Source organism: Promicromonospora sp. NPDC019610, from assembly GCF_044389365.1.
GTDB lineage: Bacteria > Actinomycetota > Actinomycetes > Actinomycetales > Cellulomonadaceae > Promicromonospora.
In genome coordinates, this window is sequence record NZ_JBIRXX010000002.1 from 2,099,516 (window position 1) to 2,122,214 (window position 22,699).

Annotated in this window: 18 protein-coding genes; 9 read left to right on the forward strand and 9 right to left on the reverse strand. The window is 73.4% G+C overall.

Annotation, left to right across the window (positions count from 1 at the left end; translation table 11 throughout):
* Positions 1-13 precede the first annotated feature (13 nt).
* From ACH45N_RS21015 to ACH45N_RS21040, 6 genes are all read right to left on the reverse strand, one after another.
* A complete protein-coding gene (locus ACH45N_RS21015) occupies positions 14-1,162 on the reverse strand; it encodes an AAA family ATPase (RefSeq protein WP_397397396.1) in 1,149 nt (382 codons plus the stop codon).
* 221 nt (positions 1,163-1,383) lie between these two features.
* Positions 1,384-1,554 (reverse strand): hypothetical protein, encoded by a 171-nt coding sequence (locus tag ACH45N_RS21020; protein WP_397397398.1) that lies wholly within the window; start codon positions 1,552-1,554, stop codon positions 1,384-1,386.
* A gap of 17 nt (positions 1,555-1,571) precedes the next feature.
* Positions 1,572-1,829, reverse strand: a complete 258-nt coding sequence (locus ACH45N_RS21025; RefSeq protein WP_397397400.1) for a hypothetical protein — start codon at positions 1,827-1,829, stop codon at positions 1,572-1,574.
* A 59-nt stretch (positions 1,830-1,888) separates the two neighbouring features.
* Complete coding sequence (locus ACH45N_RS21030; RefSeq protein ID WP_397397402.1) at positions 1,889-5,764, reverse strand: DUF4132 domain-containing protein; 3,876 nt, start codon at positions 5,762-5,764, stop codon at positions 1,889-1,891.
* Positions 5,765-5,902: 138 nt separating this feature from the next.
* A complete protein-coding gene (aspS, locus tag ACH45N_RS21035) occupies positions 5,903-7,387 on the reverse strand; it encodes an aspartate--tRNA(Asn) ligase (RefSeq protein WP_397397404.1) in 1,485 nt (494 codons plus the stop codon).
* A gap of 206 nt (positions 7,388-7,593) precedes the next feature.
* Entirely contained in the window at positions 7,594-8,484 is an 891-nt protein-coding gene (locus ACH45N_RS21040; RefSeq protein ID WP_397397406.1) for an alpha/beta fold hydrolase, read from the reverse strand.
* 159 nt (positions 8,485-8,643) lie between these two features.
* On the opposite strand from ACH45N_RS21040, the gene ACH45N_RS21045 reads away from it, so the two are divergent.
* Entirely contained in the window at positions 8,644-9,300 is a 657-nt protein-coding gene (locus tag ACH45N_RS21045; RefSeq protein ID WP_397397409.1) for a heme oxygenase (biliverdin-producing), read from the forward strand.
* Between the two features lie 93 nt (positions 9,301-9,393).
* Positions 9,394-11,130, forward strand: a complete 1,737-nt coding sequence (locus ACH45N_RS21050; RefSeq protein WP_397397411.1) for an L-aspartate oxidase — start codon at positions 9,394-9,396, stop codon at positions 11,128-11,130.
* Positions 11,131-11,245: 115 nt separating this feature from the next.
* On the opposite strand, the gene ACH45N_RS21055 is transcribed toward ACH45N_RS21050, so the two are convergent.
* Complete coding sequence (locus ACH45N_RS21055) at positions 11,246-11,995, reverse strand: cytochrome b/b6 domain-containing protein (protein ID WP_397397413.1); 750 nt, start codon at positions 11,993-11,995, stop codon at positions 11,246-11,248.
* Entirely contained in the window at positions 11,982-12,449 is a 468-nt protein-coding gene (locus ACH45N_RS21060; protein ID WP_397397415.1) for a hypothetical protein, read from the reverse strand. The genes ACH45N_RS21055 and ACH45N_RS21060 overlap by 14 nt, the downstream gene beginning before the upstream one ends.
* A 230-nt stretch (positions 12,450-12,679) precedes the next feature.
* Here ACH45N_RS21060 and ACH45N_RS21065 point away from each other — a divergent pair, with 230 nt between their 5' ends.
* On the forward strand, positions 12,680-13,243 hold the full coding sequence (locus ACH45N_RS21065; RefSeq protein ID WP_397397417.1) for an RNA polymerase sigma factor: 564 nt from the start codon (positions 12,680-12,682) through the stop codon (positions 13,241-13,243).
* Positions 13,240-14,325, forward strand: coding sequence for a zf-HC2 domain-containing protein (locus ACH45N_RS21070; protein WP_397397419.1), 1,086 nt, complete (start codon positions 13,240-13,242; stop codon positions 14,323-14,325). The genes ACH45N_RS21065 and ACH45N_RS21070 overlap by 4 nt, the downstream gene beginning before the upstream one ends.
* Positions 14,326-14,402: 77 nt before the next feature.
* Here the strand turns inward: ACH45N_RS21070 and ACH45N_RS21075 are convergent, their stop codons facing one another.
* Positions 14,403-15,497, reverse strand: a complete 1,095-nt coding sequence (locus tag ACH45N_RS21075; protein WP_397397421.1) for a LacI family DNA-binding transcriptional regulator — start codon at positions 15,495-15,497, stop codon at positions 14,403-14,405.
* Positions 15,498-15,775: 278 nt separating this feature from the next.
* On the opposite strand from ACH45N_RS21075, the gene ACH45N_RS21080 reads away from it, so the two are divergent.
* The 5 genes from ACH45N_RS21080 (at position 15,776) to ACH45N_RS21100 (ending at position 22,522) form a co-directional block, all read left to right on the forward strand.
* A complete protein-coding gene (locus tag ACH45N_RS21080) occupies positions 15,776-17,038 on the forward strand; it encodes an extracellular solute-binding protein (RefSeq protein ID WP_397397423.1) in 1,263 nt (420 codons plus the stop codon).
* Positions 17,039-17,044: 6 nt separating this feature from the next.
* On the forward strand, positions 17,045-18,193 hold the full coding sequence (locus tag ACH45N_RS21085) for a carbohydrate ABC transporter permease (RefSeq protein WP_397397425.1): 1,149 nt from the start codon (positions 17,045-17,047) through the stop codon (positions 18,191-18,193).
* The gene (locus tag ACH45N_RS21090; protein ID WP_397397427.1) at positions 18,190-19,068 is read left to right on the forward strand and encodes a carbohydrate ABC transporter permease; all 879 of its coding nucleotides are present in this window, start codon (positions 18,190-18,192) and stop codon (positions 19,066-19,068) included. Before ACH45N_RS21085 ends, ACH45N_RS21090 begins: the two co-directional genes overlap by 4 nt.
* A gap of 8 nt (positions 19,069-19,076) precedes the next feature.
* On the forward strand, positions 19,077-21,173 hold the full coding sequence (locus ACH45N_RS21095) for a glycogen debranching N-terminal domain-containing protein (protein WP_397397429.1): 2,097 nt from the start codon (positions 19,077-19,079) through the stop codon (positions 21,171-21,173).
* A gap of 254 nt (positions 21,174-21,427) precedes the next feature.
* A complete protein-coding gene (locus tag ACH45N_RS21100) occupies positions 21,428-22,522 on the forward strand; it encodes a LacI family DNA-binding transcriptional regulator (RefSeq protein WP_397397431.1) in 1,095 nt (364 codons plus the stop codon).
* Positions 22,523-22,699 lie beyond the last annotated feature (177 nt).

Genomic DNA, 22,699 nt, shown 5'->3' on the forward strand with positions numbered 1-22,699 from the left:
GCCGCCCCGCCCGTCACCGCCACAGCGGCTCTGCCGCGGTGAAGAACGCCTTCCAGCGCGCGTCCGTGCGGGCGCGCTCGCGCACCACGTTGTCGACATAGTGCCGCAGCCGGCGCGCGTCCTCCTCCTCGCCCTTGAGCGCGACGCCCGCGACCTGCCGCGCGACCTCGGCCGCGGTCACCGTGCCGTCGCCGAGGTACCGGGCCTCCAGCGAGGCGGCGACGGCGACGTTGACGGCCTCGGCCGTGGACATGACCGTCTCCGGCCGCTTCACGGGCGCACCCTCGCGTGTGCTGCCCGTGCGCAGGTCCTGGAACACGGTGACCAGCACCTCCAGGACGTCGCGCGGCACCTCGGGGCGGTCACCCTCCGGCCCGAGCTCGGCCGCGAGCTGGCGCTGCACCAGCTCGATCTCGAAGGCGCGGTCGCGCACCGGGGCCACGGTCTCGAAGCTGAACCGGCGCTTGAGGGCCGCCGACATCTCGTGCACGCCGCGGTCCTTCAGGTTCGCGGTCGCGATCACGGTGAAGCCCGGACGGGCGGCGACGCGTGCGTCGGGCCCGAGCTCGGGGACCATGAGCTGCTTCTCGGAGAGGATCGACACGAGCGTGTCCTGGATCTCCGGCGCGCAGCGCGTGATCTCCTCGAAGCGCACGACGCGACCCTCGCGCATGCCCGTGCAGATCGGCGACGGCACCAGCGACCGCTCGCTCGGCCCCTCGGACACCAGGAGCGCGTAGTTCCACGAGTACCGCACGTGGTCCTCGGTGGTGCCCGCGGTGCCCTGCACGGTCAAGGTCGAGCTGCCGGAGACCGCCGCCGACAGCAGCTCCGACAGCATCGACTTGGCCGTACCGGGCTCGCCCACCAGCATCAGACCCTGCCGCCCCATCAGGGAGACGACGGCGCGGTCCACCAGCGGGTCGTCACCGTAGAACTTGCGGGTCACGCCGAGCTCCTCGGAGCCCACGACGAACGCCCGCACGGCCCGGGGGCTGAGCCGCCAGCCCGGGGGCCGCTCGTGCCCGCGCTCGGCGTCCCAGGAGTCGAGCGTCGCCAGCTCGGCGGCGTAGCGGATCTCGGCGGGCGGGCGGATCTCGGCGGCCTGGCTGATCTCGGTTCCAGCAGTCGTGCCTGCCGAGACGGTGGTGTCCGTGGTCATGACGTCCTTCGGTGCGTGCGTTGCGAGTGATGACGTGCGAATGATGACGTGAGAATGATGGCGTGCGAGTAGTGCCGCGACGGCCCTGGTCAGGGCCCCTGCGGTCAGCGTGCGATCAAGGTAGCGGGAGCCACTGACACACCCGCCCCGGGTCCCCAGCTCGCACCCACCGCCCGTGCTCACCGCCCCACCCACGCCCCGCACCCACCCCCCACGTCCGGTCAGACGATGTCCGAGAACCCGGCCTGCGTCGCGACCGCCGGCTCGCCGGCCCAGGCGTAGACCTGGATCACCAGCCCGCCGGGCGTCGACTCGCTGCTGACGAGCCGCAGTCCCGCGGGCGCGTGGCCGTCCGGGAAGGGGCCGCCGCCGACGACGACCGGCGCGACCACGAGGCGGAGCTCGTCGATCAGTCCGGCGGAAGCAGCGACGGCGTGAGCCGCGCGCGCCCGTGGATCTGGAGCTCGCGGCCCGGTTGCCGCTTGAGCGCGGCGACCTGGGCCGCGACGTCACCCGAGAGCACGGTGGTCGGGTGCCGGGTGCCCTCGGCGAGCGTCTGCGACGCGACATACCTGGGCAGGCTGTTCATGAGCGCGGTGAACGGGTCGGCCGGATCGGTGATCTGCGGCCAGTCGCGCACGAAGGCGTCGAGGGACGCCGGGGACACGTGTGCTGCGCGGGTCCCTCGACCCGCGCAGCACAGCACTCAGAACGTGTCAGGATCGGTCAGTACTGGCTCTTCTTCTCCCAGTCCGGGTCGAAGGCCCCACCCTCGGCCACGGTCACGTAGTCCCGGTAGGACACCGCGAGCAGCACCTTCGGCACGTCCTCGAGCTTGAGCCGGCCCCGGTCGTCCCACGTCCCCGTGCGACGGAACACCAGCTCCTGGACGGCCGCGGTGATGTTCTCCTCGGGCAGGAACGCGCCGGTGAACTCGATCTCGACCGTGAGGCCGAGTGTCGGGTACTCCTTGCGGTACGCGGAGAACCACCCGGCGTCCTCGGCCTGCGACCGCGAGTACCCGAGCTTGGTGGCACGGCCGCGGATCGTGAACGAGTCGCTCAGCCAGCCCTTGCGGGTGTCGATCACGGTGGCGGTGCCCGGCAGGTCCGGCAGCCCGCCGGCGGCGTCCGCCTCGGCGCCCAGGCCCTGGTCGAACAGCGGCGTGATCTCGTAGTCGGCCAGGTGGGCGCGCCAGGCGGGTGCGCCCGTCTCGTCGTCGTCCCCGAGGGTGGCGGCGTGCACCAGCGACACGCGGGCGTCGTCCGGGAGGGTGACGTCCTCGTCGTCGACGCCGATCAGCGCGCCGCCGTCGCCCGGCCGGAACGTCACGGTCGCAGAACCCGCGCCCACGCCGTCCCCCGCAGCGCCGCCCGGCAGCTCCGCCGCCCACACCAGACGCGCGGCCAGGCGGGACATCAGCGGGTGCCCCAGCACGAACTCACGCCAGTCGGCGGCGCTCCACGTACGACCGGTGACCATGGCCTCGGCGAACCGCTGGGTCTGCAGCGCGACGACGGCCTTGAGCTCGGCCCGCGACTCCTTGAGCTGCCGCTTCGCCTCGGCGTACACCTCGTCGTCGTCCGACGCGCGCTTGGCCGGCAGGGCCTTGACGACCTTGCCCGCGGGGTTGCGCAGCTCGAGCGTGAACGCCTCGGTGATGCGCCCGGTGACCACGCGCGACTCGCCACCGTCGACGCCGCCGTCCGTCCCGGAGGCAGCGGGCCCGCCGAGGTCGAGCCGCAGGATGCCGTCGTCGTCGAACCCGGCGGTCTGGACCGTACGGTCGGCGAGCTGGTCGCCGTCCCAGCCGTTGCGGTCGGCGATGTCCTGGGCGAGCACCCCGGCCGTCTCCTGGACGGTGCGCTGCTTGAACCGGCGCGACACCGCGAGCAGCTGCTGCACCGCGGCCCGGTCGCCGTTGGCGGCCAGCGCCCGCACCAGGTACTCGGCCTGGGCGCGGCGACCCTTGTGCGCGGCGAAGTAGTGCTGGGCGGTCGTCGCGAGCCCGGCCCCGGGCATCCCGACGGTCAGCGCGAGCAGGCCCTTCTCCTGCGTGGCCGACCCGAGGTAGGTGGCCTGGTCCTCCCGGTAGAGCCGCTTCCAGAAGTCCTCGACGGTCTGCCCGGCCTGGTCCGCGTAGTACTCGGGGTAGCGCTTGATCGCGGACTGCAGGTTGTCCCACCGGGACTGCGCGTGCCGGTCGGCGTACTCGCGGGAGTGCTCCACGGACGGGTTACGGGTGTCCTGGGCGACCCAGGCGCGCAGCACGAACGAGCCGAGCGCGGCCCGCGAGGCCGGGTCCAGCAGGCCGACGTACCGGGCGATCAGGCCCTCGCCGCTGGGCGACTTGAGCTTGGTGGCCAGGACGACCCACCAGCGCACGACGTCCCGCGGCACGACGCCGCCCGGCTCGCCGGCGGAGCCGGCATCAGCACCAGCGGCCCACCGCACCTCCGGGAGCTGCTCGAACGGGAACCAGTCGAGGCTCGCCGGCATCTTCGCCTTGAGGCCCTTGGCGGCCTCGGCCTGCAGGATCTCCGGCGCGAGGTCGGCCGTGATGTCGTCGCCGAGCGTCTCCAGGGCGGAGAGCAGCGCGGCGCGTGCCGCCTCACGGCGCTCCTTCTTCAGGGCGGTGCGCAGCGCCGGGACCGCGGCGCGGTCACCGATGCGGGCGAGCCACACCGCGGCCGACGCCCGCACCTCGCCCTTGCTGTCCGCGAGTGCCTGCTCCGCCAGGGACCGCGCGCCGGCGTGCGCCTCCAGGACCTGCTGGGCCGTGACCCGGTGGGTCTTGCCCGCGCCGAGCGCGAGCGCCGTGAGCTTGGGCAGGAGCATCGGCGGCAGCGCGGGGAACTCGCGCAGCATCGCGAGCGCCCTGCCGGTGCGCTCGCCGCCGTCCCCGGTCCGCAGGGTGCGTTCCAGGACCTCGGGACGCTCGGCGAACCAGGGCCAGGCGACCGACGCCGGGATCTCCTCGTGCCCCCACCAGCGGTTCAGGACGAGATCGATGAGCAGCCCCTCGACGTCCGGGATCCCGGCGCGCTCGAAGCCGTCGTGGAGCTGGCGCAGGTCGGTGATCTCGTCGAGGTGCCCGCGCAGGCTCCACAGCAGGCTGTTGCCGTCGCTGCGGCCGCCGTGCACCAGCGCCCGCAGGCGCACGTGGAACATCAGGCCCTGGTCGGGGAACGCCTCGCGGCGGCGGTCCGTGAGCCAGGTGACCAGGGCCGAGCTGCTGAGCTTTCGAGCCGGAGCGTTCGCCGTGAGGAGCCGCGGGAGGGCCTCGACGTCCTTGGCGGAGATCTTCTCGAGCTGCTTGAGGGTGTTCTGGGCGGACGTGAGCACCCAGTCGTGGCCGCCGGCCTTCTTGTTCTTCCGGGCCTCGTCGAGGTTGTTCCGGGCCCGGGCGGTCGCCTGCTCGACGTCGGTGCGGAGCTGCTTGACCCACGCGTCGTCGAGCACCGGGTCGGGCAGCGGCTCCCAGTCGGGGAGGTCGAGGACGACGTCCTGCGCGGGCGTCTCCAGTGCCCGGGCGCGCTCCACGGTCTGCTCCAGGAGCTTGACGCGTGCGCCCTGCCCGGCGGCGACCTTCCCGTTCGCGTCGCGCAGCGTGGCGAGCGCCGCCTCGCACGCGGCGAGGCCGCCGTCCAGCGCGGCCAGCCGCGTCACGGCCTCGCCGAGGACGCCCGAGGGCGCCGTGGTCAGGAAGGGCGCCAGCAGCGTCACCTGCCGGTCGTCGGGAAGGGTCGCGAGGTGCTGGAGCGCGGCGGTGCGCACGCCCTTGGCGGGGTCGGCGGCGAGGCCCGCGACGATCTGCGCGAACTCGTCGCTCGGGGCCTCCTGGGTCGAGATGCGCTTGCCGATCTGGCCGAGCAGCTCCTCCTTGCTCGCTGCGGTCAGCCCGGGGACGACGTCGGCCAGGAGCGTGGCGTGCCGGCCCACGAACTCGCTGAACGCGGCGGACTTCATGATCCCCTCACGGGCGTCGGAGTACCAGGAGCGGCCCTTCGAGGAGCGGTGCACGATCGCCACGAGCACGGTGCGCGCGGCGTCGTCGGCCGGCACGCCGCCCTCGACCGCGGCCTCCTCGAACATCGCCGGCGTCCAGCGGGTGCGCGTGGGCTGGTCGCCGTTGCCGGGGCGGTTGCGCTTCGGCGTGCCGATGTGGCCGATGTCGTGCACCAGGAGCGAGAGCCACGCGGGCACCCCCGGGATCTCGACCGTCTCGCAGGCCTGCGCGAGCAGCCGGGCGAGGCGGACCACCTGCGTCATGGCGCCGACGGCGTAGACGCGGCGGCGTCCGCCCACGCCCTTGTCCGTGGTCCAGTTCTTGTGCTGCGCGGCGACCTTCTTGACCAGGTCGGGAGAGACCCAGCTCGACCAGTAGGAGGTGCGGCCCGGCTGGTCGAGCAGCCGGTCGACGTCGTCCGTGGCGGCGGACGCCACCTGGGTCAGGACCTCCGGCGTCGTGCCCTCCAGCACGTAGCCCACCGCGTCCTCGTACAGACCGGTGCCGACCAGCGACAGCGGCGCGAGCGCATCCGCCACGCCTCGCGCCGTCTCGTCGCCGCCCCGCACCCGGTCCATCAGCTCCTGCAGCATCTCGCCCCATCACGTCGTCGTCGGCCATCGGGGCAGAGCTCGCCCCTGGATCGTGCCGCCTTCAGCAGCACGCGCACAAAGTAGCGGTGGCCACTGACACCCGGGCGGAGCATCCCGCCCGGGTGCCAGGTGCGACGGCTAGGGCGTCAGCCGGTGCAGGTCCCGCGGGAACGGCGTCACCTCGCGGACGTTGGCCGCCCCCACGAGGCGCGCCACCCACCGCTCCAGCCCGATCGCGAACCCGCCGTGGGGCGGCATCCCGTGCCGGAACGCCTCCAGGTAGGTCGCGTACGACGCCGGGTCCTCGCCCCGGGCCTCGATCGCCGCCACGTAGTCGGCGTACCGGTGCAGGCGCTGCCCGCCCGTGACCAGCTCCAACCCGCGGAACAGCAGGTCGAAGCTGTTGCTCCACCGAGCCCCGCCCGTGCCGGACCCAGACCCCTGACGAGCCGGCTCCGGGTGCGTGTAGAACGGCCGCTTCGCCATCGGGTAGCCCTCGACCGCGACGAAGTCGGACCGGTGCTCGGCCCGCGCCCACTCCCCCAGGGCGCGCTCGTGCTCAGGCGCCAGGTCGGGCTCGTCCGACGGCGCCCCGACGAGCTCCAGGGCGTCGGCGAAGTGCAGCACCGGGAACTCGGCCGGGACCTGCGGCACCTCGACACCCAGCCGCTCGGCGGCACCGGACGCGCGGACGGCGCCCGCCATCCCGGCGAGCACGTCGCGCAGCACGGCCAGCACGTCGCGGTGGTCGCGCACGAACCCGAGCTCGACGTCGAGCGAGCGGTACTCCGCGAGGTGCCGGACGGTGTCGTGCGGCTCGGCCCGGAACACCGGCCCCACCTCGTAGACCCGCTCGAAGACGCCGACCAGCTGCTGCTTGTAGAACTGCGGCGACTGCGCGAGGTAGGCGGGCCGCCCGAAGTAGTCGACGGGGAACACGTTCGCCCCCGACTCCGTGGCCGTGCCGACCAGCTTGGGCGTGCAGACCTCCGTGAAGCCCGCCGCGTCCAGCGTCGCGCGGAACCCGCGCAGGCTCGCCGCCGCGACCTCCCAGCGCGCCTTCTGCGCGGGGTGGCGCCAGGCGACGGCGGCGTGGTCGAGCATCGTGGGCAGGGCGGCGCCGAGGGCGGGCCGCCACAGCTCGACCGGCGGGGTCTCCGCGGCGTCCGTGAGCGGCGTGATCACCGGTCCGGCACCGCCCGCCCCGGCACCGCCCGTCCCGGTGACCTCCACGCCGCCGGGCGCCTGCGGGTTCGCGGTGACCGTGCCGGTCACCTCCACGGTGGTCTCCTCCGGGGGCACGGCCGGTGTCGTCTGCCCGACGACGTCCGGCCCGGCGTTCGGCGCGGCGCCGTTCGGTCGGGGAGTGTCTTGTCCGGAAGCCGAGCGCACCACCACCTGGGCGAGCCCGGTACGGTCGCGCAGCACCAGGAACGTCACGGTCGCGAGCTCGCGACGGCGGTGCACCCAGCCCTGCAGCCGCACGACGGTCCCCGGCGGGACGCTCGGCAGGTCGCGGGCGAGGGTGCGAGCGGGCACGGCGGTGGCCGGAGCCAGGGCTGTCGGCGTCGTGCTCGGGGACGGGGACGGGGACGGGGACGGGGACGGCAAGGGTGGTCTCATCATTCCTCCAGAGAGCGCAGGCCCTGGAGGAGCGGGCGGGGGCTAGGTCGCGGTGCCACCACTCCTTTGCCGGGAAGCCCCGGCCTCTCGTCGGTACGCCGCACGCGCGGGTGGCCGCTCGCCCGGCAGGCCGGGCCGAGGTTCGTCACGCCTCACGCTCACCACCGCACACGCTATGCCCGAGGGCGCCGGCGGCGCCACCAGGTTTACGACCCGTCGACGGCACCGAGCCACGCCCGCACGGCGTGACCCACCGCGACGTCGTCCTCCAGGGGCACGAGGTGACCGCGCCCGGGGAACGCGACCACCTCGGGGTCGCCGGGCAGCAGGTCGCGCAGGCGCCCGGCCTGCTCGAACGGGATCCACGGGTCGTCCTCGGCCCAGCCGACGCGGACCGGGCAGCGCACCTCGCCGAGCCGGCGCACGATCGGCGCGGTGTGCCCGGGCGAGAGCTGCGCGATCTGGCGGTAGAAGGCGGCCTGCCCCACGTCGTCGAGCCAGGGCTCGGCGAGCAGGTCGACCTGCTCAGGGGCGAGGGCGTGGTTGGCGGCGCCGGCGATGTACTCCCGCACCAGGGCGCCGTGCAGCGGCCCCGGCACCGCCGCGAAGACGGACTCGTTCCGCGCCACGAGCCGGAAGAACTCCGACCCCCACGGATCCAGCGTGACGATGTCGAGCAGGAACAGGCCGGCGAGGTCCGTGCCCTCCAGGAGATGGGCGCCGAGCGCGACCGCACCGCCGATGTCGTGCGCGACCAGGTGCGGGCGGTCCAGCCCCCAGTGCTCCAGCAGCGCGGCCAGGCGTCTGCGCTGGGCCACGAGGTCGACGGCGACGTCGGCCCCCTTCGGCGAGGCGCCGTACCCGGGCATGTCCCACAGGAAGACGCGGGAGTTCCGGCTCAACGCCAGGGCCACGGGCTCCCACACCCGCACGGACCACGGCGTGCCGTGGCAGAGCACGACGTCGCCGGACGAAGGCCTGGCGGCCGGCTCCAGCACAGAGGTGGCGATGCTCTCGCGGGCGCCGTCGATGTCAACCTCGACGAACACGGGCTCGGGCAGGGCGGACGGGCGTGGGGCGGAGGCGCGACCAGGCATTCCCCGACGCTATCCCGAGCCTCTCACACGCCCTTGGCGACGGCGCCAACCCTGCCGAAACCACGGGCGAATAAGGTGAGGCTAGCCTTACTTCTGTTGCTATGATCGGCTCGTGATGACACATTGTCAGCACGTCAGCACCGCACCGGAGGAGACCCCGTGAGCCTGCCCGTCGAGGAGACCGCCCCCGTCCCCCTGTCCGCCGTGCTCCGTCAGGGCACCCGTGACGCCCATGCCGGTGCCAACTCGGAACAGTTCATCGAGGAGCTCCTGTCCGGGGCGCTGACCCGGGACGCGCACGCCGACCTCACCGCGCAGCTCCTGGTGGTCTACGAGGCCCTGGAGGAGGCGAGCGCCGCCCTCGGGAGCGACCACCGCGGCGCCGGCCTCGTCTTCGCGGAGCTCACGCGCGTCCCCGCGATCGAGCGGGACCTGGCCTTCCTCTACGGTCCGGACTGGCGCGACGCGATCCGGATCCTGCCCGCCACCCGGGCCTACGCCGAGCACGTCCGCGCGGTCGGCGGCAGCCTGCCGCACTACGCCGCGCACTCCTACACGCGGTACCTCGGCGACCTGTCCGGCGGGCAGATCGTCAAACGCATGATGAAGCAGCACTACGGCCTCGACGAGGAGGGGCTGGCCTTCTACACGTTCCCCGACATTCCCAAGGTCAAGGTGTTCAAGGACGCCTACCGCGAGGCCCTGGACCAGCTCGACCTGGACGACGACGAAGTGGCCGTCACCCTCGCCGAGACGCACCACGCGTTCACGCTCAACCGGGCGGTGTTCACGGAGCTCGCCGAGATCCACTGCTGACCCGCCGACGCCTCGGCGTCTGACATGTCACATCGTCTGACTTGTCACATCCCGAGGCGTCACGTTCCGCGTTCGCGCGTTGTCAGATGGAGTATGAACACCACCGAACGTCGCATCTCCACGACAGCGCTCGTCATCGGTACGGGCGGTTCCGGCCTGCGCGCCGCCATCGAGCTCGCCGAACAGGGGGTAGACGTCCTCGCTCTGGGCAAGCGGCCCAGGATGGACGCCCACACCTCGCTCGCCGCCGGCGGGATCAACGCCGCCCTCGGCACCATGGACGCGGAGGACAGCTGGCAGCAGCACGCCGCGGACACCATCAAGGAGAGCTACTTCCTGGCCAACCCGCACACGGCCGAGATCGTCGCGCAGGGTGCCGCGCAGGGCATCGCCGACCTCGAGCGGTACGGCATGGCCTTCGCCCGGGAGGACGACGGGCGCATCTCCCAGCGGTTCTTCGGCGCGCACACCTACCGCCGCACTGCGTTCGCCGGCGACTACACCGGCCTGGAGATCCAACGGTCCCTGGTGAACCGGGCGACGCAGCTCGACATCCCGATCCTCGACTCGGTCTACGTCACCCGGATCCTGACCCACGACGGCGCGGTGTTCGGCGCCTACGGGTTCGACCTGAACGACGGCACGCCCTACCTGATCCACGCCGACGCCGTGATCCTCGCCGCGGGCGGGCACAACCGCATCTGGCGGCGCACGTCGTCCCGCCGCGACGAGAACACGGGCGACTCGTTCCGCCTCGCCGTCCAGGCCGGTGCGCGCCTGCGCGACCCGGAGCTGGTGCAGTTCCACCCGTCGGGCATCCTGGAGCCCGAGAACGCCGCCGGCACCCTGATCTCAGAGGCCGCGCGCGGCGAGGGCGGCATCCTGCGCAACGCCCTGGGCGAGCGGTTCATGCAGAACTACGACCCCGAGCGCATGGAGCTCTCGACGCGCGACCGCGTGGCGCTCGCGGCGTACACCGAGATCAAGGAGGGTCGCGGCACCGAGAAGGGTGGCGTCTGGCTCGACGTCTCGCACCTGCCGCGCGAGACGATCATGACGCGCCTGCCGCGCGTCTACCAGACGATGCTCGAGCTGCAGATGCTCGACATCACGGCCGAGCCCATCGAGATCGCGCCGACCGCGCACTACTCCATGGGCGGCGTGTGGGTGCGGCCCGAGGACCACAGCACCGAGGTCGACGGCCTGTACGCGATCGGCGAGGCGTCCAGCGGCCTGCACGGGGCAAACCGCCTGGGCGGCAACTCGCTGATCGAGCTGCTGGTCTTCGGCCGCATCGTCGGGCGCGCCGCCGCGGCGTACTCCGCCGGCCTGGAGGCGCAGCGCCGCTCGCACGACGCCGAGGCCCACGCCCGCGCCGAGGTGGCCGACCTGCTCACCGCCGACGGGCACGAGAACGTGCGCGCCCTGCAGCGGGCGATCCGCAACACGATGACCGAGCACGCGGGCGTCGTCCGCGACGAGGAGGGCCTGACCGCAGGCCTGCGCGAGCTGGACGAGATCGAGGCGCGCACCGCGGAGATCGGCGTGCACCCCGACATCGCCGGGTTCCAGGACCTCGCGCACGCCTTCGACCTCAAGGCGTCCCTCATCGCGGCGCGCGCCACGCTGGAGGCCGCCCGCGAGCGCCGCGAGACCCGCGGCTGCCACAACCGCAGCGACTACCCGGACCTCGACCCGGCGCTGCAGGTCAACCTGGTCTGGTCCCCGAAGGAGGGGATCGTCCGCGAGGAGATCCCCGAGGTCCCGGCGGAGATCGCGACCCTGATCGCAGCCCAGGAGGTCTCCACGGAGGGCAAGCTGGTCGAGTAACCCCCTCCCGCCCCCGAGATCGTTGAGTGCTGGGTATTTGCGCTCTTTCGTGTGCCAGGAGCGCAGATAGCCAGCACTCAACGAGTCGGGTTGGGTTGGGTTGGGTTGGGCGGGGCTAGCGGCGGTGGCGGGGGTTGTGGGCGTGGCCCGTGGTGCGTTCGGTCCAGCCGGGCCAGACCCGCTGGGCGTCGCGCTCGTGGAGCTTGCCGCCCAGGTGCATGGCCCGCCAGACGCCGCGGTAGCCGGGCAGGATGCCGGAGGCGATGATCACGTGCCCGACGACGACGGGGGTCACCACATACGTCGACCACCGGTGCACCGCGGCGAACCAGACGAACGCCGGTCCCCCGCTGACGAGCGCGAGCCCCACGCCGGACACGACCAAGGCGAGCAGCGTCGCGACGAGCACCAGGTTGGCGATGCGCTGCCCGGGGTCGAACCGGCCCTCGTGCCGCCCGAACCGCCCGGTGAGGATCGCGGCGGGCCAGGTCCGGAACCAGGCGGCGTCGCCGTGCTCGACCCGGAACGTCTCGCGCCAGAACGTGCGCCAGCCCCGCGCGCCGACGACGACGGCCAGCACGGTGAGCCCGGCGAGGACCCAGCCCGTGACGGTGTGCACGTCGGCGTCGGACACGCCCGTGACCTGCGCGACGACGCTCGGGCTGCCCTCGTTGCCGAGCAGCAGCCACCAGCCGGTGATCAGCAGCACGATGACGGTCAGGTACACGCCGGCATGGAACCAGCGTGCCGGACGGCGGTTGCGCTCGACCGTGCCGACGACAGGCTCGGCGGCGGCCCCGGCGGTGACCCCGGCAGCATCGCCCGCAGCATCACCGGAAGAGTCACGGCGCTCAGTAGCTGTCACCGTCGTCCTCCATGTCACCGCCCGTCTCGCCGCCCGAAGCACCGCTGCCCACGGTCACGTTGATCTGGGTCTCCACCCCGGCCGCCGAGTGGTCGGCGTTGCGCAGCGACGCGTCGATCTCGTGCTCGCCCTCGGGCAGGTCGGTGACCTCCACGCTGTCGCCCTCGACCACCAGGTACTCCTGGTCGTCCCCGTCGAAGTACACGTGTACGTGGTGCTTGCCCGACTCGGTGGGCCCGAGGTCCTCGCTGGAGGACAGGTCGACGGTGAACGGCGTCTCGACCGTTGCCCCGTCCTTGGGCGACGTGATCTCCAGGGTCATGCCGCCGGCCGCGCCGCCCGAGTCGTTGCCCTGGTCGCCGCCACCCCCGCCGTAGCCGCCCCCGCTGCCACCGCCGGTGCCGCAACCCGCCAGGAGCAGGACGCTGAACGCCGCCCCGGCGGCGAGCCTCATCCCGCGCGACCCCGACATCCCTCGTCGTCCGGACAGCCCTCGTGGTCTGGACGCTCCTCGTAGTCTGGACATGGTTGCCTCCTTGTTCCGGGCGTCACCGACGACGCCCGTCATCTGTCCCTACGTGGCGGAGCGCCCGACGGATCTCTCGGGTGCCGACGCGCAGCAGGGTGAGCCGAAGATCAGCCGGCGAGAGATCCACACACGAGTCCCGGCACGTAGGAAGGGACATGACGGCATCGGACGAGGCGCTCCTCGCCGGGATGGCCGCGGACGACCCGGACGCGGCGGCCGTCTTCGTGCGCCGGCACCAGGCGCGGGTGTACGGGCTGGCGCTCTTCGTCGTCGGCATTCCCGCGGTCGCGGAGGAGGTGGCGCAGGAGACCTTCGTCCGTGCGTGGCGGCACGCCGACGGGTTCGACCCGCGGCGGGGCCGCGCGACGACGTGGCTGCTCGCGATCGCCCGGCACGCCGCGATCGACGTGCTGCGGGTACGGCGCGACGTGCCCGTCGACCCGGTGGTCATGGCAGAGCGGATCACGGCCGAGACCGTCGCCGACCCCGACCTGCTCGCGGACCGGGTCGCGACCGGCACCACGGTCGACGCCGCGCTGGCCCACGTGCCACGGGAGCAGGCGACGGCGGTGGTGCTCGCGGCGGTCTTCGGGCTCAGCGGGGCGGAGGTCGCGCGGCAGACCGGCGTGCCGCTGGGGACGGCCAAGACGCGGATCCGGCTGGGGCTGCGGCACCTGCGCGACGAGCTGGCGAGCAGCCGGGAGGAGGAGCGGCCATGAACGGGGCGGACTGGAGCGGGCCAGGCGGTAACGGGGCAGGCAGCAGCGGCTCGGGCAGGAACAGCGACCGCTGCGCCGAGCTGCGTGATGCCCTCACCGAGGTGGCGCTGGGGGTCGCGGACGGCGCCACGCGGGCCGCCGTCATGGAGCACCTGGCGACGTGCGACCGCTGCCGCGACGAGCTGTCGTCGCTGGCCGACGCCGCCGACGAGCTGCTGCTCCTGGTGCCGCAGCGCGAACCTCCGGCCGACTTCGAGGGGCGCGTGCTGGCCCGGCTCGCGGGCGACCCGGCACGGCCCGACGCCGGTCCGACGAGCCGCGCACCCGGCGCGCCGACCGAGCAAGACGCCTGGGACAGCCCGCCGGCCGGAGCAGGTCCGGCAGCACCCGGCCGGGCGACGCACGGCTCTGCGTCATCCGTCCCCGCAACCGTCCGGCGGCACGGCGCCCGGCGCGCCGTCCTCGCCGCCGCGCTCGGCGCAGGTCTGCTCGTGGCGGGCGGCGCGAGCGTGTGGGTCGTGACGGCGCCCGATCGGGAGCTGGCGGCGTCGTACCGCGCGACGCTCGACACGGCGCACGGCCGCTACCTCACCGGCGCCGACCTGGTCGCGGACGACACAGCGGACGGCGCAGCGGATGCCTCAGCGGACGTCTCGGTCGGCACCGTCTTCCTCTACGAGGGAGATCCCTCCTGGGCCTACGTGGTGGTGCGCGACGCCGGGCCGGCGGCCAGCTACGACGTCACCGCCGTCGTCGCGAACGACGCGGAGGGCACCGACGACCCGGACGCCGTCGTCCCGTCCCCGTACGGCAGGGGCATCCGCGCGACGGAGCCGGGCCGCACGACGTTCGACCGCCGGGCCTCGGAGTCCGGGACTCCGCCCGGCACCGGCCGCACGAACGGTGCCATCGTCCCCGGCAGCGGAGACAGGACCGACACCCGCGAGATCTCCCTCGGCTCGTGCGCGGTGACGACGGGAACCTGCTCGGCGGGCGGGGTGCTCGGCGTCCCAGTGCGCGACGTCGTCGAGGTACGCCTGACGGCCCCGGACGGCACAACGTGGGCCACGGCCTCCCCCTGACCCACCCACCCACCCACCGTTGTTGAGTGCTGGCTATATGCGCGTCCCGGGCCCGAAAGTGCGCACATAGCCAGCACTCAACGACGGGCGGGGCGGGGAGGGCTCGGTGAGGGGGTGGGCGCTCCGCGGACCACCAGGCGTGGTTCGACCAGGACGTACGCGGCCTCCCCCGCCGAGTCGCGCTGTTCGCGCCGGAGGACGACGCCGCCCGTGGGGCCCATCAGCAGGTCCAGCACCCCGGCCGCGACCTGCTCCGGGAGCTGCTCCACGCTGCTGATGCCGAGGGCCTCGGCGGCGGGCGTGTTGTCGAACCCGACCACGGGCAGGTCGGGGCGGCCGAGCGCCGTGGCCGCCAGGTGCGCGCCGATGGCCAGCGAGTCGCTGACGCAGACGACGGCGTCCACGGTGGGGTCGGCCGCGAGCGCCGCCCCGATCAGCTCGCGGGCCAGTCCCACGCTCTCCTCGGTGTGCCAGCGGGGGCCGGCGGACCCGGCGTCGGCCATCGCCTCGCTCCACCCGCGGGCGCGGTCGTCGCCCGTGCCGGAACCCTCGGGCCAGCCGAGGAACGCGATCTTGGGACCGGCCTGGTCGAGCAGGTGCCGGGTGGCGGCGTAGGTGCCGGCGGCGCCGTCGACGTCGGCCCAGGAGTGTCCGCCCGCGCCGACGCCAGAGCCATCGCCACCGCCGGCCCCGTCGCCGTCCGACCGCCACGGACGGCCGAACGAGACGAACGGGACACCGCGCTCCTGGAGCCAGATGGTGCGCGTGTCCTCGTGGGACGTGCCGGTCAGGACGACGGCGTCGATCTCGCCGCCGTCGACGAGGTCGCCGATGCGCTCGATCTCCTCTCCGGGCGTGCGCGCGGCGTAGAGCAGGATGCGCATGCCGCGCTCGCTGGCGCGCTCGGTCAGGGCGTGCACGAAACGGTCGAGCACCACGCCGGAGATCCCGCCCGCGTACGGGTCGAGCCGCACGCCGATGGTGGAGCTGCGCCGGGTGCGCAGGCGCCGGGCGGCGGCGTGCGGGCGGTAACCGAGCTCGGCGATCGCCAGCTCCACGCGTTCGCGGGTGGGCGCACGCACGATGTCCGGCGTGTTCAGCACGTTGGAGACGGTCTGGCGCGAGACCCCCGCGGCGCGGGCGACGTCCTCCACGGTGGGGGCCTTGGTCATCGTGCTCCCCTTCCGTTCGTGTGGTGCCTGCGTGTTCGTGAGACCGCCTGCCGTCGTGAGGCGGCGTGCCTCCGTGAAGATCCGGAACGTGATGTCCGGAACGTCATCCTAGGTGCGCGGTCCGCGGGGTCGTCCACCTTGACACCGCACCCGCGCGCTCCATAACCTCCTGCACAGCATAATTTGATCGTTCAAACTTGCAGCTCGTCAAGAACCGGCACCACATCACGAACCCGCACCACGTCACGAACCACGTGCCTCATCAAGGGAGAAGAGACATGACACGGCCCATCTCGCGGAAGCTCGTCGGAGCGGGCGCCCTGCTCGTCGCCGGCGCGCTGACGCTCACCGCCTGCGGCGGCTCCGGCTTCGAGGACACCGCAGAGGAGCCCGCGGCGGGCGCCGCCGAGGAGCTCACCAGCTCCGACGACGCACTCTCGATCCTCATCGGATCGTCCGGCGACGCCGAGACCGACGCGGTGACCGAGGCGGTCGCGGCGTGGTCCGAGGAGTCCGGCGTCGAGGCGAAGGTCCAGGTCGCCAGCGACCTGCCCCAGCAGCTCTCGCAGGGCTTCGCGGCCGGCTCGCCGCCGGACCTGTTCTACCTGGCGCCCGAGGCGATCGCCGGCTATGCCGACAACGGCTCGCTCCAGGCGTACGGCGACCTGCTGGAGAACAAGGACGACTTCTACCCGTCGCTCGTGGAGAACTTCACGGTCGACGACACGTTCTACTGCGCGCCCAAGGACTTCTCGACGCTCGGCCTGGTGATCAACACCCAGCTCTGGGCGGACGCCGGCCTGACCGACGCCGACCTCCCCACCACCTGGGACGAGCTGGCCACCGTGGCCGAGAAGCTGACCACCGACGACCAGGTCGGCCTCTCGTTCGGCGCGGAGTACCAGCGTGTGGGCACCTTCATGGCGCAGGCCGGCGGCGGCCTCGTGGTCGACGGCGCGCCGGTCGCCGACAGCGAGGGCAGCGTCGAGGGCCTGACCTACGTGCAGTCCCACCTCAAGGACGGCACGTTCGCGTACGCGGCCGACCTCGGCGCCGGCTGGGGCGGCGAGGCCCTCGGCAAGGGGCTGGCCGCCATGGTCATCGAGGGCAACTGGGTCACCGGTGCGCTGACGAACGACTTCCCCGACGTCGAGTACACCGTCGCCGAGCTGCCCGCCGGCCCCGCCGGCCAGGGCACGCTGCAGTTCACCAACTGCTGGGGCATGGCCGCCGACAGCCCCAACCAGGAGGCCGCACTGAGCCTGGTGGAGCACCTGACGAGCACCGAGCAGCAGCTCGCGTTCTCGGAGGCGTTCGGCCCGATGCCGTCTTCTCAGTCGGCCGCGGCCGACTGGACCGCTGCCAACCCGGACCTCACCGCGTTCCTGGACGGGGCCGCGTACGCGCAGTTCCCGCCGAACTGGGCCGGCGCGACCGACGTCATCACCGACCTGAACGCGCAGCTCGAGTCGCTGGAGTCCGGTGACCCGCAGGCGATCCTCGACACCGCGCAGTCGAACCTCGAAGCGATCGCCGAGTAGGCACGGATGTCCGTTCTCGCGTCGCCGCGTGACGCCGCGCCTCGCCGTGCCGGGTCCCCTCGTGGGATCCGGCACGGCGAGGCCGTGGCCGGCTGGCTCTTCACCCTGCCCGTGCTCGTGATCCTGGGCGTGTTCCTGCTCGTCCCGGTCCTGATGGCGCTCTGGGTCAGCTTCTCGGACTGGTCCGGGCGCGGCAGCCCGCTCTCGGCCGGCGTCGGCTTCGTGGGGCTGGACAACTACGCCGCCGTCACCACAGGTGGCGGCCTCGCCGAGCGCGACTTCGGCGTCGCGCTACGCAACAACGCCTGGTACGTGCTGCTGGTCGTGCCCCTGCAGACCGCCCTGGCACTGTTCCTGGCGGTCCTGGTCAACCGCGCGGTGCTGCGGGGCCGCGGCATCTTCCGCACCGCGTTCTACTTCCCCTCCGTGACCAGCTCCGTGGCCATCACGGTGCTGTGGCTCTTCCTGTTCTCGACGTCGGGCGTGGTCAACACGGTCCTCGCCCGGGTCGGCATCGCCGGGCCCAACTGGTTCAACGAGCCGAGCGGCGTGCTGCACAACCTGCTGGGCGCGCTGGGCGTCACGAGCGGGCCCGACGCGCTCACCCAGCACGGCTTTCTCGGCGTGACCTGGTGGGACTGGCTGGCCGGGCCCTCGGTGGCCATGTCGGCGTTCGTGGTCATGGCGATCTTCACGACCAGCGGCACGTTCATGCTGCTGTTCATCGCCGGCCTGCAGAACATCACCCCCGAGGTCGAGGAGGCCGCGATGGTCGACGGCGCGAACGCCTGGCAGCGGTTCTGGCGCATCACGCTCCCCCAGCTCAAGCCGACCCTCTTCACGGTGCTGACCCTGGGTCTGATCGGCTGCTGGCAGGTGTTCGACCAGATCTACACCGGCACGCAGGGCGGCCCCGGCAAGACGACCCTGACGCCCGCGTACCTCAGCTACCAGTCGGCGTTCCTGTCCCAGGAGTGGGGCCAGGGCGCGGCGATCGCGTTCATCCTGTTCGTCATCATCGTGCTGCTGACCATCCTGCAGCGCTTCGTCCTGCGCGAGAGTCCCGACGTGCCGCGACGGACCCGACGACGGCGCCGTGCGCCGTCCGGCGCCCCGGCGTCCAGCACCGCCTCGACGACGGAGGACGCCCGATGAGCCGCACCCCGCGCCGTCCACCGCTGCGCACCCGCCACCGCATGCCGCGCAAGGCGTTCGCCTGGCAGCTCGGCCTCTACGCGCTGCTGGTCCTGCTGGCGCTGGTCTACGTCTACCCGTTCCTGGTCCAGCTCGCGACGTCGGTCAAGACCGAGGCGGATGCCGCGGCCGACCCGGTCTCGCTGGTCCCCGACCCGCTGACCTGGTCCGCCTACGGCCGCCTGTTCCTGCGCTCCGACTTCCCGGTTTGGTTCGCCAACTCCGCCGTCGTGACGGTCCTCGTGACCGCGGGGCGCGTGTTCTTCGACTCCCTGGCGGGCTACGCGCTGGCCCGCCTGAACTTCCGCGGACGCGGCGTGGTCTACGCGGCCCTGGTCGCCGTCATGGCCGTGCCGACCGTCGTGCTGCTGATCCCCAAGTTCCTGGTCATCAACCAGCTCGGCATCTACGACTCGTACGCGGGCATGGTGCTGCCGCTGCTCGTGGACGCCGCGGGCGTCTTCATCATGAAGAACTTCTTCGAGTCCGTGCCGCGGTCGGTCGAGGAGCAGGCCCGCATCGACGGGGCCGGCACGTTCCGGATCTTCTGGTCCGTGGTGCTGCCCATGGCCCGGCCCGCGCTGGTGACCATCGTGATCCTGTCGTTCCAGGGCTCCTGGAACGAGCTGAGCCACTTCATCGTCGCCGCGCAGTCCCCGGAGCTGACGACTCTCACCAAGGGCGTCGCGTCGCTGGCGAGCGGGCAGCTCAGCCAGGGCAGCCAGTACCCCATCAAGCTCGCCGCCGCGGCGATCATGACCATCCCCGTGGCGGTCGTGTTCTTCGTGTTCCAGCGACGCATCATGAACACCAGCGAAGGAGCCGTCAAGGAATGACGACGAGCATGACGACGAGCATGACGACGACCACCACCCCGCCCCTGCAGCCGCTGCTCAGCGACGCCGTCATCGCCCTGCGCGCCCCGACCCAGGTCTGGTCCGGCCGGGACGGCGACCTGGGAGCCGCGCCGATCGACGGCGTCTACCACGGCGACGTGCGGCACGTGCGCGAGCTGGTGCTGGAGTGCGCCGAGTCGGACGTCGAGTACATCTCGGTCGCCCCGGACAGCGCCTCGCACGTCGTGTTCGGCGGGCTCCTGCGCCGGGCGGACGACCCGACGCCCGACCCGAAGGTGCGCCTCGTGCGCGACCGGCGGGTCGCCGACGGCGCGCTCGCCGAGACCTGGACCGTCGCGTCGCACCTGACCGAGCCGACGCGCGTGACGCTGCGGCTGCGCCTGCGGGCCGACTTCGCGACCCTGCACGAGGTCAAGGCGGGGATCGCCGGTTCGGTGGGCTGGGCGGGTGCAGCGGGTTCGGGGGACGCAGCGGGCTCCGACGGCCGCGCGGACGGCGATGCCTTCACGATCACCGTCACGCCGGGCTCGGCGACGGCGCGCTCCGGCGGCGCCTCCTTCACGCTGACCGCCGACGGCGCCACGGTGACCTCCGGGCCGGACGGCACGATCGAGGCCGTCTGGCCGCTCGACGTCCCGGCCCGCGGCGAGGCGGAGGCGGCCTGGACGCTTGCCCTGCACGACGACGCGATGGTGGTCCGGGGCGCGGCCGGCACCTGGCCCGATGTCGCGGCGGGCGGCGCGGCGGCCGGACGCGCAGGCGAAGCGGCGGGCGACATCGCCGTCCCCGAGGGCGCCGACCCCCGCCTCGGCCGGTGGCTCGACACCGCGCTCGACGACCTCGACGCCCTGCGACTGACCCTGCCCGGCCACCCGGACGACGAGTTCTTCGCCGCCGGCGCGCCCTGGTTCTTCACGCTGTTCGGCCGGGACGCCATCTGGGCCGCCCGGCTCGCGCTCCCGCTCGACGTCCGGATCGCGGCCTCCACGCTGCGCGTCCTGGCGCGGCTGCAGGGCACCGCCCACGACGTCGACACCGCCCAGGAGCCGGGCAAGATCCTGCACGAGCTGCGCGCGACGCCGCTGGAGATCCCCGGCGAGGGCGTCGTCCTGCCGCCGCTCTACTACGGCAGCGTCGACTCGACGCCGCTCTGGGTGTGCCTGCTCGCAGACGCCTGGCGCGCCGGCATGCCCGACGACGAGGTCGCCGCCCTGCTGCCCACGCTCCGCGGCGCCCTGACGTGGCTGCTGGAGCACGGCGACAGCGACGACGACGGTTTCATCGACTACATCGACCGGTCCGGACGCGGGCTGGCCAACCAGGGCTGGAAGGACTCCGGCGACTCCATCCAGTGGCGCGACGGCAGCCTCGCCGACGGCCCGATCGCGCTCTGCGAGGTCCAGGGATACGCCTACGAGGCGGCGCTCGCGGGCGCCGAGCTGCTGGAGGCGTTCGGTGCGGCAGGTACCGCTGAAGAGTCCGGGGCCGCGCCGTCGGGCACCGAGCCGTCGGGCACGCTGACCCCGGCCGGGCTGCGCGCCTGGGCCGCGGACCTGCGCACCCGGTTCGCGGCGTCGTACTGGGTCGAGACGCCGGAGGGCCGGTACCCCGCCGTCGCGCTCGACCGGCACAAGCGTCCGGTCGACACGCTGACCAGCAACATCGGGCACCTGCTCGGCACCGGCATCCTCGACCCGGCCGAGGAGGAGCACGTCGCCGGCCTGCTGCTCGGGCCGACGATGTCGACGGGGTTCGGCATCCGCACGATGTCGAGCGGCGCGGCGGGGTACTGGCCGCTGTCGTACCACGGGGGCAGCGTCTGGACGCACGACACCGCCATCGCGGTGCACGGCATGCATCGCGCGGGCCTCGCCGACCAGGCAGCACAAGCCGTCGACGGGCTGCTCGCGGCGGCCGAGGGCTTCGCGTACCGCGTCCCGGAGCTGCACGGCGGCGACGCCGCGACCCGCGCCGGCGTGCCCACGCCGTACCCGGCGGCCTGCCGCCCGCAGGCGTGGTCGGCGGCGGCGGCGATCACGTGCCTGGCGGTGACGGGCGCGCGGGCGGACGCCGTCGCCGTCTGACCCGGACCTGTCTGACCCGGACCTGTCTGGGCCGGACCCGTCTGGGCCGGACCTGTCTGGGCCGGACCCGTCTGGGCCGGACCCGTCTGGGCCGGTGCCGCCTGGGCCGGTGCCGCCTGGGCCGGTGCCGCCTGACACGGACCGCCCGGAGGTCCGCCGCGGAGGTCTCGCGGCGGGCCTTTCCCGTGCTCCGTCCCGCGCCCAGTCCCGTGCTCCTGTCTCGTGGTCCAGGACGCCAAAGGTAATCTTTCGTCATGAACCGGGTGACCCTGCAGGACGTGGCGGACCACGCCGGGGTCTCGATGAAGACCGTGTCCAACGTGGTGCGCGGCTACCAGCACGTGAGCCCGCGGATGCGCGAGCGCGTCCAGGCCGCGATCGACGAGCTCGGTTACCGCCCCAACCGCACCGGCCGCAGCCTCGCGACGGGCCGGTCGAGCATGCTCGGGCTCGCGTTCCCGGACCTGCGGCGGCCGTACTTCGCGGAGCTCGCACACGTCTTCGCCCGGGTCGCCGAGGCGCGCGGCTACCGGCTGCTGCTCGCGGAGACGGGCGCGACGGCGGACGGCGAGCGCTCCGTGCTGCGCGACCCCGAGGCCGGGATCATGGACGGGATGGTGCTCCAGCCGCAGGTCCTGGCCGCCCGGGACCTGGACGACCAGCGGCACGGGCTGCCCATCGTCTTCCTCGGCGAGGACCCACAGCCCGACGGCGCGGACCAGGTGGCGATCGACAACGTCGCCGCCGCCCGCGACGCCGTCGGGCACCTGGTGCGCTCGGGACGCCGCCGCATCGGGTTCCTCGGCCACGAGACCGACCGGATCTCGTGGACCTCCACGCTCCGGCTCGAGGGCTACCGCGCCGCGCTCGCCGAGGCGGGCCTGCCCGCCGACCCGTCCCTGCTCGTCGCGCGGCGGCAGGACGGCGTCGCCCTCGACGCCGAGGAGGCGCTCGGTGCCGCCCTGGACGCCGGCCTGGAGCTGGACGGCCTCCTGTGCCGCGACGACCTCGCCGCGATCGGCGCCCTGCGCGCGCTGCGCCGGCGCGGCCTGGACGTCCCGGGCGACGTCGCCGTGATCGGCTGGGACGCGATCGAGCTGGGCGCGAGCACCGCGCCGAGCTTGACGTCGGTCGCACCGGACACCCGGGCGCTCGCGGAGCGGGCCCTCGACCTGCTGCTGGAACGCCTGGAGGGCTACGCCGGCCCGGGCCGCCATGTCACGGTGGGCCACACGATCCAGTACCGCGAGAGCGCCCCGGAGCTCCCCGCCCCGAGCGACCCCCCTGAGTCGGGTGGCCGCCCTCCGGCTTCGACAGCAACTCCCCTGCCCGGGACTGCAGCTCCCTGACCTGGTCGGCAGTTCCCTCAAGAGGTCGGCACTCCCCCCACCAGGTCGGCACTCCCCCCACCAGGTCGGCACTCCCCCCACCAGGTCGGCACTCCCCCCACCAGGTCGGCACTCCCCCCACCAGGTCGGCACTCCCCCCACCAGGTCGGCACTCCCCCCACCAGGTCGGCAGTCCCC

Excerpts from the sequence above, each read along its gene's own strand:
- ACH45N_RS21015 (WP_397397396.1), bottom strand. The coding sequence starts at position 1,162 with ATGACCACGGACACCACCGTCTCGGCAGGCACGACTGCTGGAACCGAG.
- ACH45N_RS21030 (WP_397397402.1), bottom strand. The coding sequence starts at position 5,764 with ATGCTGCAGGAGCTGATGGACCGGGTGCGGGGCGGCGACGAGACGGCG.
- aspS (WP_397397404.1), bottom strand. The coding sequence starts at position 7,387 with ATGAGACCACCCTTGCCGTCCCCGTCCCCGTCCCCGTCCCCGTCCCCG.
- ACH45N_RS21040 (WP_397397406.1), bottom strand. The coding sequence starts at position 8,484 with ATGCCTGGTCGCGCCTCCGCCCCACGCCCGTCCGCCCTGCCCGAGCCC.
- ACH45N_RS21050 (WP_397397411.1), top strand. The coding sequence starts at position 9,394 with ATGAACACCACCGAACGTCGCATCTCCACGACAGCGCTCGTCATCGGT.
- ACH45N_RS21060 (WP_397397415.1), bottom strand. The coding sequence starts at position 12,449 with ATGAGGCTCGCCGCCGGGGCGGCGTTCAGCGTCCTGCTCCTGGCGGGT.
- ACH45N_RS21065 (WP_397397417.1), top strand. The coding sequence starts at position 12,680 with ATGACGGCATCGGACGAGGCGCTCCTCGCCGGGATGGCCGCGGACGAC.
- ACH45N_RS21070 (WP_397397419.1), top strand. The coding sequence starts at position 13,240 with ATGAACGGGGCGGACTGGAGCGGGCCAGGCGGTAACGGGGCAGGCAGC.
- ACH45N_RS21075 (WP_397397421.1), bottom strand. The coding sequence starts at position 15,497 with ATGACCAAGGCCCCCACCGTGGAGGACGTCGCCCGCGCCGCGGGGGTC.
- ACH45N_RS21080 (WP_397397423.1), top strand. The coding sequence starts at position 15,776 with ATGACACGGCCCATCTCGCGGAAGCTCGTCGGAGCGGGCGCCCTGCTC.
- ACH45N_RS21085 (WP_397397425.1), top strand. The coding sequence starts at position 17,045 with ATGTCCGTTCTCGCGTCGCCGCGTGACGCCGCGCCTCGCCGTGCCGGG.
- ACH45N_RS21090 (WP_397397427.1), top strand. The coding sequence starts at position 18,190 with ATGAGCCGCACCCCGCGCCGTCCACCGCTGCGCACCCGCCACCGCATG.
- ACH45N_RS21095 (WP_397397429.1), top strand. The coding sequence starts at position 19,077 with ATGACGACGAGCATGACGACGACCACCACCCCGCCCCTGCAGCCGCTG.
- ACH45N_RS21100 (WP_397397431.1), top strand. The coding sequence starts at position 21,428 with ATGAACCGGGTGACCCTGCAGGACGTGGCGGACCACGCCGGGGTCTCG.